This is a genomic window from Mycobacterium triplex, from assembly GCF_000689255.1.
GTDB lineage: Bacteria > Actinomycetota > Actinomycetes > Mycobacteriales > Mycobacteriaceae > Mycobacterium > Mycobacterium triplex.
On the sequence record NZ_HG964446.1, the window covers coordinates 4,806,152 to 4,819,288 of the forward strand.

Here is a 13,137-nt window from a genome sequence, read left to right on the forward strand (position 1 = left end):
GACTCTCCCGCACCCGCTCCGGCCGCTGCCCCGGCGGCGGCCCCGGGTTTCGGCCCGGACGCGCCGACCACGCAGGACTTCATGTACCCCTCGATCGGCAGCAATTGCCTCGCCGACGGGAGCAGCTCGATCGCGACGGCGCTATCGGTGGCGGGGCCGGCCTCGATTCCGTTGCCGGGTCCGGAAGCCGGCCAGACCGCCTACGTGTTCACCGCGGTCGGTACGCCCGGACCCGCCGAGGTGCAGAAGCTGCCGCTGAACGTCACCTGGGTGAACCTGACCACTGGCAAGTCGGGCACCGTGACGCTCAAGCCGCGCACCGACATCAACCCCGAGGGCCCGACGACGTTGACCGCGATCGCCGACACCGGTTCGGGCAGCATCATGTCGACGATCTTCGGTCAGGTCACGACCAAAGAGAAGCAGTGCCAGTTCCTGCCCACCATCGGCTCGACGGTGGTGCCCTGAACCCTCCCCTAGCGCGAGCGCGCGTGTCCCGCACGACACGCGCGCTCGCCTTGCGGGCCCGGTGCCGAGTGTGTACTGGTTGCGAGATGTGGTCGGCGCCGGGCCGTGTCAGTACGCCATGAACAGGATCGCGTCGCGGTCGTACTCCAGGCCCGGATGAACGCTGGAAAGGTGAGCCTGCGTCAACTCGACCAGCTCGTCCTCATCCTTGCCGACGATGGCTTCTCCGCACGGACACGTCAGGTGTGTCTTCACGTTGCCGCCCTTCCCTTCTGGTGACCTACTACTTAGCCGCCTTGGCTGCCGCCTTCATCTGCTTCTTGTACGCCCGCACTTTGCCCATCGATTGGTCATCGACGATATCGGCGACGGAGATGTGCGATCCGGCCTTGCCGAAGGCACCGGCGGCGGCGCGCCAGCCTTTCGGCGTCACGCCGTACTGCTTGCCCAGCAGGGCCAAAAAGATCTGCGCCTTCACATCGCCGAAGCCGGGTAGCCCCTTGATCCGCCGCAGCAGCTCGTTGCCGTCCGGGTCGCCGGCGGTCCACAATCCCGCCGCGTCGCCGTCGTAACGGTCCACGATGATCTGCGCGAGCGTCTGGATGCGTTTGGCCATCGATCCCGGAAACCGATGTATCGCAGGCTTTTCCGAGCACAATGCGGCGAACTTGTCCGGGTCGTAGGCGGCGATCACGGCGGCGTCAAAGCTGCCCATCCGGTCGGCGATCTTCTTCGGTCCCGCGAAGGCGGTTTCGAACGTGACCTGTTGATCCAGCACCATCCCGATCAGCAAAGCCAGCGGATCGTCGGCCAGCAGCTGGTCGGCCTCAGGATCCTGAGCGAGGCAAAGTTTGACAGTCAACGACCAACCTTTCGCCGAACGACCGATGACCTACTTGTTCGACAGACTACTCACCACCAACACCGCGTTATCGTGGCGAGGTGGTGGACGAAGCCAAACTGGCACTGATGGTGGCCCGGGACGAACTGCATCAACTGGTCAGCGCCTATTGCCGGGCCGTCGACCGCGCAGACTACGAAACGCTGCGGGACCTGTACCACCCCGACGCGACCGATTCACACGGCTCGTTCTCGACCGGGGGCGTCGATGCGTTCATCGCGCAACTGCAGGCGGCGGCGCCGTATGTGCGTGTCTCCCAACACAACATCACCACGACGAACTTCGTGGTCGACGGCGACGGGGCCCGCGGCGAGATCTACTGCCTGGTGTTTCACACCTTCGCCGGTCCCGAACACGACATCGACGTCATCATCGGCGGCCGGTACCTGGACACCTACATCAAGCACGACGGCCGCTGGAAGTTCCTCCAACGCACCATCGTGGCGGATTGGGCCTACCAGAACGACCCGTCGCGAGTGGACTTCTCGCATCCCAGCACCCGCGGCAGCATGCGCGGCAAACCGGGCAAAGCGGACCCGTCGATCGGACTGTTCAACCTGACCCAGGGGTGATCCAAAGCCCTTGCCTGCCACCAACTCCGGGTAGACTAGCCGCCGCTCTTGCGACGGAATTCCCGACGACCCCCGGCCGCGGCACCGTGCGCCCGGGACTGCTTGCCGCCGGCGTCTTTGTGATCGGATCCGCCCGTCGACCTGGCCATCTTGCGTTCCAGGGCGTCGCGAAACTTGCGCTTGTTGTCGTCCCCTGCGCCCGAAGCGTCCGGCTCGGACTTCGATTCAGCCATAGCGGCAGCCTAACCCGACTACCGCTTGCCCGGAGGCATGCCGTACAGGTGAGAGATCGGCAGCGTCAGCACCACCCGACGGTCGGTGACCATCGCCTGCCGGTACTCGTCCCAATCCGGATGCTCACCGGCGATATTGCGATACAACGCAATCAGCGCTTCGACGGTGTCGTCGTCGGGCGCCGCGGCCGGTGGCGTCAGCTCCGCGGTGCCCTCGGCAACGGCATACGACCAGCCGTCATCGGAATCGACCAGGATCGACGCCCGCGGATCGCGGCGCAGGTTGCGGGTCTTGGCCCGTGGCTCGGTGATCGATACCCGAATCACCAACTCACGCGGGTCGAAGTGGTAACTCACGTTCGACAGTTGCGGGCGCCCGTCGCCTTTGATCGTGGCCAGCACCCCGAGGGAGTTTCCCGCGATCAGTGCCAGCAGTTTGTCGTCGAAGACTTGGCGTCCCATCCCCAAAGACTACGTCGCTCTGGTGCAATCGGATCATGACCAAGTACGCGGTGTTCCTGCGCGGCGTCAACGTCGGGGGGGTCAACCTGAAAATGGCCGACGTCGCGGCGGCCCTGACCGACGCGGGGTTCGGGGCCGTGCGCACCGTCCTGGCCACCGGCAACGTGCTGCTGGAGTCGTCCGCCAAGGCGCCCGCGGTGCGCAAGAAGGCCGAAGCCACCCTGCGCGAAAAGTTCGGTTACGACGCGTGGGTCCTGGCCTACGACGTCGATGCCGTGCGTGCCGTGATCGAGGCCTACCCGTACCAGCCCGAGGTGGACGGATATCACTCCTACGTCACGTTCGTCGCCTCGCCGGATGGTGGGTCCGCGGTGCTCGACGAGCTCGCCGGGCTGGCCGAAGGCGCCGGCCCCGACGAGAAGATCAGCCGCGGTGACGGCGTCATCTACTGGCAGGTACCCAAGGGCGGCACCCTGGACAGCACGATCGGCAAGACGATGGGCAAACCCCGGTACAAGTCGTCGACTACTACACGCAATATGCGGACTCTGGCCAAACTGATGCGCTGAAGCGAGACGCTCTTGGAAGCAGCGCTTTCCGAAGCCCAATTCCGTTGGCTGACAATCGATTTACCTGAACGGGCCTTGGAGCTGATTCGCCAGTGCCCAGCAGGTTTCCCGGTCGACCGCCACCAAGGCGCTAGCGCGAATCCTCGTCGGGCACCGCCTCGATGTAGCGCAGCGCGTCGGCCTTGCCGAGGCCGAGTCCGCGGGCGACATGGACGTACTCGCGGGCCGCGGCCGCCATCGCCGCGTCGGTCGGATCGTAGCGGGCGATGAAAGTGCCGAAGCGCCCACGGGTTTCGACAATGGCCGCCGTCTCCAGCTCACGGTAGGCCCGCGCGACCGTATTGACGGCCACACCGAGTTGGCCGGCCAGCTCTCGCACCGTCGGCAACCGGCTGCCCGGCGGCAGGGCGCCTTCCCGCACACCATCGATGACCTGCGTCCGGAGCTGGTCGAACAGCGGCCGGCCACCCTTGAGGTCGACCCGTAGCCATTCGCCCAGCTCCACGTATCCAGTATTACCCCAACCACCGCTATGTTGGGTGCATGCGAGTGACGGTGCTCAGCGGCGCAGGGATCTCCGCGGAGAGCGGCGTGCCGACATTTCGCGACGACAAGAACGGGCTGTGGGCCCGTTTCGACCCCTATGAGCTGTCCAGCACCCAGGGCTGGCTCAACAACCCCGAGCGGGTGTGGGGCTGGTATTTGTGGCGGCGCTACCTGGTGGGCACCGTCGAACCCAATGACGGGCACCGGGCCATCGCCGCGTGGCAGGACTACGCCGAGGTCAGCGTCGTCACCCAGAACGTCGACGACCTACACGAGCGCGCCGGCAGCGCGCCGGTGCATCACCTACACGGCAGCCTCTTCGAATTCCGTTGTGCGAGTTGCGATATGCCCTACAACGACGCCCTGCCCGAAATGCCCGAACCGGCGCTCGAGGTGCCACCGCCGCTGTGCGCGCGCTGCGGCGGGCTGATCCGCCCCGACATCGTCTGGTTCGGCGAGCAGCTGCCCGACGAACCCTGGCGCCTCGCCGTCGAGGCGACCCAGGCGGCCGACGTGATGGTGGTCGTCGGGACCTCGGCAATCGTCTATCCGGCAGCCGGCCTCGCCGATCTCGCGCTCTCGCGCGGCACCACCGTGATCGAGGTCAATCCCGAGCCCACCCCGCTGTCCAACAGCGTCACGCTCAGCATCCGCGAATCGGCGAGCCGAGCGCTGCCGGGGCTGCTGCAAAAACTGCCCGCCCTGCTCAATTAGCGCCGCTAGGGCCGGCGCGCGCGTCCCAGCAACAACTCCGACACCGGCATCGGCGACCACGCGGGCAGCGTCCACTCGCGACGAGAACTGCTCACCTCGAACCCCGCGGCGATGATCGCGCGTTCGGTATCGCGATGGGTATGACAGTTACCCAGCAGCCGGGGCCACACCGTCGCGTCGGCGAACCGCTGCAGCCGGCCGCGCACACCGGCGCTGGCCACGTGCTCGAGATAGCGCAACTCCCCGCCCGGACGCAGAAACTTGTACAGGCGCTGCAGCACCAGCTCGGGGTCGCGCACCGAGCACAGCACCAGCGAGCACACCACGGCGTCGAACGGCTCGTCGTCGTCGAACTGCTCCACTGTCTCGTTGGTCAGGACGATCGGAACCGACGCGGCCGCCGCGGCGCCACGCGCCCGGGCCGCCAGTCGCGGCTCGGGCTCCATCGCCACCACCTGCTGCACGGATGCGGGGTAGTTGGGGAAGTTCGTTCCGATGCCCGCACCGACCTCGAGCACCCGGCCCGACAGGCCGGCCAGATTCTCCCGGCGCAAGGCCCGGACCGCCTCGGTCTCGTGAGCCGCGGCGACCGGCCACACCCGTGCGAAGAAAGGGTTGTCGCACGGTGCTGTTACTGCTGCTGTCATCCCCCACCTATTCGATTCGGAGCCGACCCCAGCATAAAGCCCGATGACACTTGGGATTTGTGGATCCGTAGCTCAACTGCGCCAGGCTCAGCCGATCTTCGTCACAGTCTCGCCGACCGGACGCCCGTTGTGCTCCACGGGGATCTCGACCGGCTCGATCGGCGCGGCCGGTCCCTCGCTGATGCCGAACCGCTCGTGCAGCCACATCAACGGCCGCGGCGCCCACCAGTTCCAGCGGCCCATCACGTGCATGAATGCCGGCACCAAAACCATCCGCACCAATGTCGCGTCCACGAACACGGCCAGGGTCAGGCCCAGACCGAACATCCGCATGAACGACACGTGCGCGGCGATCAGTGCGGCGAACGACATCGACATCACCAACGCGGCCGCGGTGATCACCCGGCCGGTGCGCGCGACGCCGTGGGCCACCGCCTCGTCGTTGGCGGCGTGCGCCTCTCGGGCCGTCGACGTCATCGGCCGGTACTGCAGCCAGTACTCCCGAATCCGGGAGATCAGGAACACCTCGTAGTCCATGGACAAGCCGAACGCGATGCAGAACAACAGCACCGGCATGTTGGCCACCAGCGTGCCGCTCGGCGTCGTTCCCAGCGCGCCGAGATGGCCTTCCTGGAAAATCCACACCAACGCGCCGAACGCCGCGGTCAGCGACAGCACGTTGCACATCAACGCCTTCACCGGCAACACCACGCTGCCGGTCAGCAGGAACAGCAAGATGAAGGTGATCACGGCCATCACACCGAGCACCATCGGAAGCCGGTCTGTCACCGCGTCGACGCTGTCGCGATTGACCTGCGCGACGCCGGCCAACGCGATGGAGCGCCCGGCGGGCGCCGGCACCTGGCGCAACTGCCTGAGTTGGGTGTCGGACGCCGGTGAGAACAGCGGCGCCGTGCTGCTGACGGTCAAGAACGCGCTGCCGTCGGCGACCCCGGTGGCACCCGCCGGTGGCCCCACCGGGTTTCCGCCGACGAACGTCGCGCTGGGCGCCGATACCGCCGACACGTCGGGCACCCGCGACAGCGCCGCGGCGTAGGTGTCGAGATCGGCCGGGCTCACACCGCGCGCGTCGGGAATGACGACGGGCACCGACGTCGCGGAGTCGTGCGCGAAGTTGGTGCGCAGCTGGTCGCCGACCTGGTGTGCCGACGCGGATCGCGGCAGCACCCGGTCGTCGGGGAAGCCCCACGTCACCCGCAGGAACGGCAGCCCCAGCAACACCAGCAGCGTCGCGACCGCCACGCCGATGGGCAGCCAGCGGCGCATCACGAACTTGCTGGACCGGTACCAGAACATCTGCTCGACCGGACGGTGCACCGGCTCGGGCCGGCGCAAGATCCGCCGCACCAGCTTCCGCACGTCCAGCGCGTCCAGCCGGGGACCCAGCAGCACGATCGCGGCCGGCGTGATCACGATCGACGCGGTCGAGACGAACGCGACGGTGGCGACTCCGGCGTAGGCGAACGACTTGAGGAAGTACATCGGGAACAGCGCCGTCGCCGACATCGACAGGGCGACGGTGATCGCGGAGAACAGCACCGTACGCCCGGAGGTGGCCATGGTGCGGACCAGCGCGTCGTGCGGGTCACCGCCTTCGGCCAACTCGTCGCGATAGCGGCTGACGATCAGCAGCGTGTAGTCGATGGCCAGCGCCAGGCCCAGGGCGGTGCTCAGGTTCAGCGCGAAGATGGACACCTCGGTCGTGTAGGTGATCAGTCGCAACACCATCATCGAGCCGACCACGGCCAGCGCGCCCAGCGCCATCGGCAGCGCCGCCGCCAGCAGCCCGCCGAACACCCAGATCAGTACCAGGAAGCTGAGCGGGAGGGCGATCATCTCCATGACCAAGAGGTCTTCTTGGTTCTGCTTGTTGATCTGGGCGTACTCCATGGCCGAGCCGCCGGCGCGGACGGTGACACCGTCACGATCGTGCACGAGCTGGTCCGACAGCGTTTGGGCGTTGTTCTGCACGTTGTTTTCGCCGCCCTTGAGGTTGACCACGATCAACCCGGCCTTGCCGTCCTTGCTCGTCAGGTCGGCGGCAGCCTGCGGCGGCGCGGTCCAGGGGGACGTCACGTTGTAGACCAACGAAGAGTGCTGCAGCTGGTCGACGAGCTCGGTGCCCACCTTGCGGGCCTGATCGCTGTTGGCCCCGGCGGGCGCGGTCACCAGGATGAGCATCTTCTGACCGCTCTGCCCGAACTTCTCGGTGAGCACCGCGATGGCACGGCCGGACTCCGACTGCGGGTCCTGGAAACCGCCGGGGGCCAAGCTCTTGGCGACCGGAAGGCCGAAGATCGCGGCGGCGATGAACACCAGGACCCCGACCGCGATGATTCGGCGCGGCGCGGCGATGGCCAGCCGAGCGATCCGTGGCAGCATCTATGCTTCCTCCCCCGGTGGCGGTCCCGCCGGGACACGCACCATATTCGCGGTAACCTAGCCCCGGTAAGTGACAGGTGTCAAACAACTCACGGGGTAAGAGCCCGAAAGGTTCGATGCGGTTTCAAACCCGCGAACGCTAAGAGTCCGGCTAGAAAATTGGGCGCGAATTAAGCCGCTCACGGGCCGAATCCGCCTCTAGACGACCGGCAACCCTACTGGCGAGTAAATTGCCACCATTTTCCGAATCGTGACTCAAAGATTCCTTAATGGTGGCTTTTACGCTCAGTGTCATGTGGATCGACGACTCAAGTGCGGACGTCATCAAGGTTGACTTCGAGGCTCTCTACCACGGCGACGTGTTGGTGGAAGGCGAGACCTCCGAGCAGTTTGACGACTGGCACCCGCTGCCCAACGCGAGCTGACCATGAGCTTGCTCGCACGGCTTCTTATGGCCGAACCCGCAGTCTCCCGTTGGTTCCGTCGATCGCATTGAACCTGTTGCCAACAAAAACCCCCGCCACGGCGGGGGTTTTTGTGTATGCGCCTTAATCCAGCCTCAGCGCGGCGCCATCCGGATGGCGCCGTCGAGACGGATCACCTCGCCGTTGAGCATCGGATTCTCCACGATGTGCACCGCCAGCGCGCCGTATTCGTCGGGGTCACCCAGCCGCGCGGGGTGCGGCACCTGCTTGCCCAGCGACTTCTGCGCCTCTTCGGGCAGCGAACCCAGCAGCGGGGTCTTGAACAACCCCGGCGCGATGGTCACCACGCGGATGAGTTCGCGCGCCAGGTCGCGGGCGATCGGCAGCGTCATGCCGACCACGCCGCCCTTGGACGCGGAGTAGGCCGCCTGGCCGATTTGGCCCTCGAACGCGGCAACCGAGGCGGTGTTGATGATGACGCCGCGCTCCTCACCGATCGGTTCGGTCTTGGCGATGCGCTCGGCAGCCAGCCGCAGCACGTTGAAGGTGCCGATCAGGTTGACCCCGATCACCTTCTTGAAGCCGTCCAGCGGGAACGGGCCGTCCTTGGACAGCGTCTTGATCGCGTTGCCGATACCCGCACAGTTGACGTTGATGCGCAGCGAGCCCAGTGACTCGGCCACGTCCAGCGCCTTGCTCACGCCGGCCTCGTCGGTGACGTCGGCCGCGACGAACTTCGCCCGGTCGCCCAGTTCGGCGACGGCCTCCTCGCCCTTGAGGTCGATCACGACGACCTGCGCGCCGGCGTCCAACAGCCGCTTGGTGGTGGCCAGCCCCAGACCTGAGGCGCCCCCGGTGACGACGGCGACGGCGTCTTTGATCTCCATGCGAGTCCTTTCGTGATTCCGTGGCCTTCCGGCCACCTGGTTGGTTGGGGGTTATGTCCAATCGTTGAGTATCACTTGGGGGTCGGTCACCGGCGCCGCGGGACGGGGTGTCTCCGGCGCGGTGCGGGAGAACCGCGGCGCCGGCAGCGGCTGCAGGCCGCCGTCGACTTCGTAGAAGGTGTTGCGCTCGGTGATGTGCGGCTCGGTCTGCACCTCGCCGAACGCCAGGATCGGCGTCACACACGCGTCGGAGTCGGCGAATACCTTGGCCCAGTGGTCGCGGTCCTGACTGGCGAACTTCTCGACGAGAATCGCCCGCAGTTCGGGCCAGCGGCCGACGTCGTTCTGCGGCGGCAGGTCGGCCGCGTCCAGGCCCAGCCCGGTCAGCATGGCGGCGTAGAACTGCGGCTCGATCGCACCGACCGCGACGTAGCGACCGTCGGCGCACTCGTAGGTGTCGTAGTAGGGCGCGCCGCCGTCGAGCAGGTTGGTGCCGCGCGCGTCGGTCCACATCCCCGAACTGCGCATCTGCCACATCATCTGAACCAGCACACTGGAGCCGTCCACCATCGCGGCATCGACGACCTGCCCCTTGCCCGAGCTCTGCCGCTCCCACAGCGCGGACAGGATGCCGAGCAACAGAAACATCGAGCCGCCGCCGAAGTCACCGACCAGATTCAGCGGCGGCACCGGCCGCTCGCCCGCCCGCCCGATCGAGTGCAGGATGCCGTTCAGCGAGATGTAGTTGATGTCATGCCCCGCCTGCTGGCTGCGCGGACCCGTCTGGCCCCAGCCCGTCATCCGCGCGTAGACCAGCCGCTCGTTGACCTTGGCGCAGTCCTCGGGCCCCAGGCCGAGTCGCTCGGTGACGCCGGGGCGGTACCCCTCGATCAGCACGTCGGCCTTGGCGATCAGCTCGAGCACGGTGTTGCGGCCCTCTTCGGATTTCAGGTCGGCGGTCACCACCCGCCGGTTGCGCATCATCGCGTCCTTGACTGTGCCTCCGCTGCCGCCGGCGGCTAAAGGCGACGGGCGATCGATGCGCACCACGTCGGCACCCAGATCCCCCAGGATCATCGCGGCGTGCGGGCCCGGCCCGATGCCGGCCAGCTCCACTACCCGTAGTCCATCCAGCGGTCCCGCCATGATCCACCGACCTTTCGTCTGCTTCGACGCGTGCCAACCCGGCCGTTGGCATCTTCGCAGCCGCCCTCGACGGCCGCGCAGCCCGGTCACCCAACCGGTCGTTAGGGTGAGATCCATGTCTGAATCCGTGCTCCCGTCCGTCCAAGGCCTTGCCGTCTCTTTGTCCGACGGCGTGCTGTCGGTGACGATCGATCGGCCGGACAGCCTCAACTCGCTGACGACACCGGTGATCGCCGGGCTTGCCGACACGATGGAAAGCGCTGCCACCGATCCGCGCGTGCAGGTGGTGCGGCTGGGCGGCGCGGGTCGCGGCTTCTGCTCTGGAGCAGGCATCAGCGCCGACGATACGTCCGGCAGTGACGGCGTTCCGCCGGACGAGATCGTCCTGGAAGTCAACCGACTGATCCGCGCCATCACCGCCCTGCCGCACCCGGTGGTTGCCGTCGTGCAGGGGCCGGCCGCGGGCGTCGGCGTTTCCATCGCCCTGGCCTGCGACATCGTATTGGCTTCTGAGAAGGCATTTTTCATGCTCGCCTTCACCAAGATCGGGCTGATGCCCGACGGCGGCGCGTCGGCGTTGGTGGCCGCGGCGATCGGCCGGATCCGCGCGATGCGCATGGCGCTGCTGGCCGAACGGCTGCCGGCCGCCGAGGCGTTCGCCGCGGGCCTGGTGACCGCGGTCTATCCGGCCGAGGTCTTCGATGCCGAAGTGGACAAGGTGATTTCGGCGTTGCTGAGCGGCCCGGTGGTGGCGTATGCCAAGACCAAGGATGCGGTCAACGCGGCCACGCTGACCGAACTGGATGCCGCGCTGGAGCGTGAGTTCCGCGGGCAGTCGATCTTGTTGCGGTCGGCCGACTTACGCGAGGGAACGAAGGCTTTCCAGGAGCGCCGCACACCGAATTTCACCGACCGCTAGACGCTTAGCCGCCGCCGAAGCGGCAATCCTTCCTTGGTCGCAGGCCGCGGGCGACAAAGCCGGGTGGTCGGTGGCCGAGTGTGAACCCGGAACCACACTTCGGCTGCGGTCCCGGATGCGAGCACGCGGAACCGCGTGGCTGGAAATGACGGTCACGCCCCAGGACGGCGGCGGCGCAGGTGCACTCAGCGGGCGAGCTTTGCGCCGGCCGGGTGCGGGGGCGGCTGTACTGGTACCCGACGCGACCACTGCACGCCGCCGCGCTTACTTCGTTGGCACGCAACGTGATTGGTGGCAGCGGCTAGACGCCGAACATCGGCGGCAACGCCAGCACCATGATCAGTCCCCAGAAAAAGTGAGTCAGCGCCGAAGCCAGCACGCCGCCGCTGGCCCGCCGCTCCAACGCGCACACGGTGCCCAGGATGACCGCGGCGAACCCGAGCATCGGGTTGCCACTGGCCAAGGTCACGCAGAGATACAGCAAGGTCGAAATCGTCACTGGCGCATGCCGACCCAGTGCGGTGTACAGCGCGCCCCGGAAGAACACCTCCTCGGCGATGCCGTTGATCAGGGTGATGAGGACCACCAGCCAAAACGATCCATGGTGGGCGAATTGCAGCACCCGGGCGATCAGCGACGCGACGGCCGGGATTTCGCGGGCGATCAGTCCGCCGACCACGAAGACGCCGCCGAGCAACAGACCGATCGCCGTGCCGCTGATCACCGGGCGCTGATTGCGGCCCCGCCAGTTGATGCCGCCCAGATGCAGCGGCCCGGACAGGAACGCGCCACCGATCCACACCGCCGCCAAGACCAGGGTCAGCCAATAGAAGCTGGACTCACCGGGCGTGCGGCGCAGCGAAAAGCCAAGCACCGCAGCGCCGATCACCAGCGTGAGCGTGACGACGACACGGCGTCGCCGCACCACTGACGGTGGTTCATGATGTGGCACAGCGACATTCGTGACGGCGCGACGCAGCTCGGAGAACACGCTGGTGTGGTACGGGCTGGTGGCCTGGCTCATGCCGGGCGCACTTTCGGGGTGAGGGTGAGCATGATGTCGAGGCCGGTGCGCACTGCTCCGGCGACGGGACCGGGCACCATGTTGACCAGCTTCAGTGTGGGCCGCGCGATGGGCGGGGTGACCGCCCGCGCCAAGCGCCGGATGCGCAGCGCGTCTCCGCCGGCCCATCCGGGATCGGTGTCGGCCAGATGATGGGGATCGGTCAGCGCGTTGACCGGCCGGGGTCTGCCGTTGAAGGTCAGCGCCCGGCCGATGGCGTCCTCGACGCCCAGCAGACCGCCGGGCGGGTCGGGCACCCGACCGCGCAGGCCGCTGGCGGAGGCGACCATCGGGTGATCCAGCGACTGCACCAGGTCGCCGGCCAGTCCCGGCGGTACGGGCAGCGCCAGCCCGGTGACCAGTGACGCCAGCGAGGTATCGACCCTGCCGACCGGAAATGCCGTGTGCCACCTGCCGGAGATACGCGCATACGTCTTGAGTAGGTCCCGATAGGACGTGGTGTCGGGGCCGGCGATGTCGTAGGCGCCGGCGGGCACGCGCTCGGGGTTGGCCGCGGCCAGCAGATAGTGCAGCACGTCGCGGATCGAGATCGGGTCGATCGGATTGCACATCCAGCTCGGCACCGGGAGCAGCGGGAACCGGTCCCCGACGTAGCGCATCATCTCGAACGATGTCGAGCCGGCGCCGATGATCACCGCGGCGCCCAGCCACACCAGTTCCGGCCCGTCGGGGACGGTCAGGGCGTCGGCCACCTCGGCCCGACTGGCCAGATGGTCGGACAGCTCCTGACCGGAGGGCACGAAGCCGCCCAGGTACACGATGCGCCGCACCCCGGCGTCACGGGCAGCCACCGCGACGTTGGCGGCCGCCGCCTGATCGGCGTCGCGGAAGTGCGGCTGACCGATGGCATGAACCAGGTAATAGAGCACGTCGATCGGGCCCGCGGCGTCCAGCGCCGCCTGCGCCGATACCGGATCCGAGGCGTCCAGCCGGACCGGGGCAACGTCGCCGAACCAGCCGAAGTGCTTGAGCCGCGCAGGGTTTCGGGTGGCGGCTACCACCTGGTGTCGATTCGCAAGCAACGCCGTGACCAGACGCGACCCGACATAGCCACTGGCACCGGTGACCAGAATCCGCATATCCCTGACCCTATCCCGGACGGGCTGCGTCTAAACCGAAACGCCCGAGCCGCGCGAACACATGCGCCCGACAGCAGAAATG

Annotated in this window: 17 protein-coding genes; 6 read left to right on the forward strand and 11 right to left on the reverse strand. The window is 67.3% G+C overall.

From position 1 onward, the window contains the following. On the forward strand, positions 1–468 hold a 468-nt coding region (locus tag BN973_RS31800), incomplete at its 5' end, for an Rv1157c family protein (protein WP_036470900.1). 108 nt (positions 469–576) lie between these two features. Here BN973_RS31800 and BN973_RS30725 read toward each other — a convergent pair. Together BN973_RS30725 and BN973_RS22175 are read right to left on the reverse strand one after the other, a co-directional pair. Further along, positions 577–723: a DUF1059 domain-containing protein gene (locus BN973_RS30725; RefSeq protein WP_084163488.1), complete on the reverse strand. Its 147-nt coding sequence runs from the start codon at positions 721–723 to the stop codon at positions 577–579. Positions 724–751: 28 nt separating this feature from the next. Next, positions 752–1,330 (reverse strand): HhH-GPD-type base excision DNA repair protein, encoded by a 579-nt coding sequence (locus BN973_RS22175; protein WP_036470901.1) that lies wholly within the window; start codon positions 1,328–1,330, stop codon positions 752–754. A 107-nt stretch (positions 1,331–1,437) separates the two neighbouring features. On the opposite strand from BN973_RS22175, the gene BN973_RS22180 reads away from it, so the two are divergent. Further along, positions 1,438–1,941 carry a nuclear transport factor 2 family protein gene (locus BN973_RS22180; RefSeq protein WP_036472858.1) on the forward strand — a complete coding sequence of 168 codons (504 nt, stop codon included), beginning with the start codon at positions 1,438–1,440 and terminating at the stop codon, positions 1,939–1,941. A 35-nt stretch (positions 1,942–1,976) separates the two neighbouring features. On the opposite strand, the gene BN973_RS22185 is transcribed toward BN973_RS22180, so the two are convergent. Both BN973_RS22185 and BN973_RS22190 read right to left on the reverse strand, forming a co-directional pair. Next, positions 1,977–2,174, reverse strand: coding sequence for a DUF5302 domain-containing protein (locus tag BN973_RS22185; protein WP_036470902.1), 198 nt, complete (start codon positions 2,172–2,174; stop codon positions 1,977–1,979). Positions 2,175–2,192: 18 nt separating this feature from the next. Then, positions 2,193–2,636: a PPOX class F420-dependent oxidoreductase gene (locus tag BN973_RS22190; RefSeq protein WP_036470903.1), complete on the reverse strand. Its 444-nt coding sequence runs from the start codon at positions 2,634–2,636 to the stop codon at positions 2,193–2,195. A gap of 35 nt (positions 2,637–2,671) precedes the next feature. On the opposite strand from BN973_RS22190, the gene BN973_RS22195 reads away from it, so the two are divergent. Next, a complete protein-coding gene (locus BN973_RS22195) occupies positions 2,672–3,205 on the forward strand; it encodes a DUF1697 domain-containing protein (protein WP_036470904.1) in 534 nt (177 codons plus the stop codon). A gap of 130 nt (positions 3,206–3,335) precedes the next feature. Here BN973_RS22195 and BN973_RS22200 read toward each other — a convergent pair whose 3' ends face one another. Further along, entirely contained in the window at positions 3,336–3,710 is a 375-nt protein-coding gene (locus BN973_RS22200) for a GntR family transcriptional regulator (protein WP_036470905.1), read from the reverse strand. Between the two features lie 38 nt (positions 3,711–3,748). Between BN973_RS22200 and BN973_RS22205 the strand changes: the two genes are divergently transcribed. Next, the gene (locus tag BN973_RS22205; protein ID WP_036470906.1) at positions 3,749–4,465 is read left to right on the forward strand and encodes an SIR2 family NAD-dependent protein deacylase; all 717 of its coding nucleotides are present in this window, start codon (positions 3,749–3,751) and stop codon (positions 4,463–4,465) included. Between the two features lie 5 nt (positions 4,466–4,470). On the opposite strand, the gene BN973_RS22210 is transcribed toward BN973_RS22205, so the two are convergent. Both BN973_RS22210 and BN973_RS22215 read right to left on the reverse strand, forming a co-directional pair. Beyond that, positions 4,471–5,112 (reverse strand): class I SAM-dependent methyltransferase, encoded by a 642-nt coding sequence (locus BN973_RS22210; protein ID WP_036470907.1) that lies wholly within the window; start codon positions 5,110–5,112, stop codon positions 4,471–4,473. An 87-nt stretch (positions 5,113–5,199) separates the two neighbouring features. Next, a complete protein-coding gene (locus BN973_RS22215) occupies positions 5,200–7,515 on the reverse strand; it encodes an MMPL family transporter (protein WP_036470908.1) in 2,316 nt (771 codons plus the stop codon). A 293-nt stretch (positions 7,516–7,808) separates the two neighbouring features. Here BN973_RS22215 and BN973_RS32030 point away from each other — a divergent pair, with 293 nt between their 5' ends. Further along, positions 7,809–7,940 (forward strand): hypothetical protein, encoded by a 132-nt coding sequence (locus BN973_RS32030; RefSeq protein ID WP_096289721.1) that lies wholly within the window; start codon positions 7,809–7,811, stop codon positions 7,938–7,940. A gap of 134 nt (positions 7,941–8,074) precedes the next feature. Here the strand turns inward: BN973_RS32030 and BN973_RS22220 are convergent, their stop codons facing one another. After that, positions 8,075–8,827 (reverse strand): 3-hydroxyacyl-CoA dehydrogenase, encoded by a 753-nt coding sequence (locus BN973_RS22220; protein WP_036470909.1) that lies wholly within the window; start codon positions 8,825–8,827, stop codon positions 8,075–8,077. A 51-nt stretch (positions 8,828–8,878) separates the two neighbouring features. Further along, a complete protein-coding gene (locus tag BN973_RS22225) occupies positions 8,879–9,973 on the reverse strand; it encodes a CaiB/BaiF CoA transferase family protein (protein WP_036470910.1) in 1,095 nt (364 codons plus the stop codon). A gap of 115 nt (positions 9,974–10,088) precedes the next feature. Between BN973_RS22225 and BN973_RS22230 the strand changes: the two genes are divergently transcribed. Beyond that, positions 10,089–10,892: an enoyl-CoA hydratase gene (locus BN973_RS22230; RefSeq protein ID WP_139830327.1), complete on the forward strand. Its 804-nt coding sequence runs from the start codon at positions 10,089–10,091 to the stop codon at positions 10,890–10,892. 301 nt (positions 10,893–11,193) lie between these two features. Here the strand turns inward: BN973_RS22230 and BN973_RS22235 are convergent, their stop codons facing one another. Both BN973_RS22235 and BN973_RS22240 read right to left on the reverse strand, forming a co-directional pair. Then, positions 11,194–11,916 (reverse strand): CPBP family intramembrane glutamic endopeptidase, encoded by a 723-nt coding sequence (locus BN973_RS22235; protein WP_036470912.1) that lies wholly within the window; start codon positions 11,914–11,916, stop codon positions 11,194–11,196. Then, positions 11,913–13,055, reverse strand: a complete 1,143-nt coding sequence (locus BN973_RS22240; RefSeq protein WP_036470913.1) for an NAD(P)H-binding protein — start codon at positions 13,053–13,055, stop codon at positions 11,913–11,915. The genes BN973_RS22235 and BN973_RS22240 overlap by 4 nt, the downstream gene beginning before the upstream one ends. Positions 13,056–13,137 lie beyond the last annotated feature (82 nt).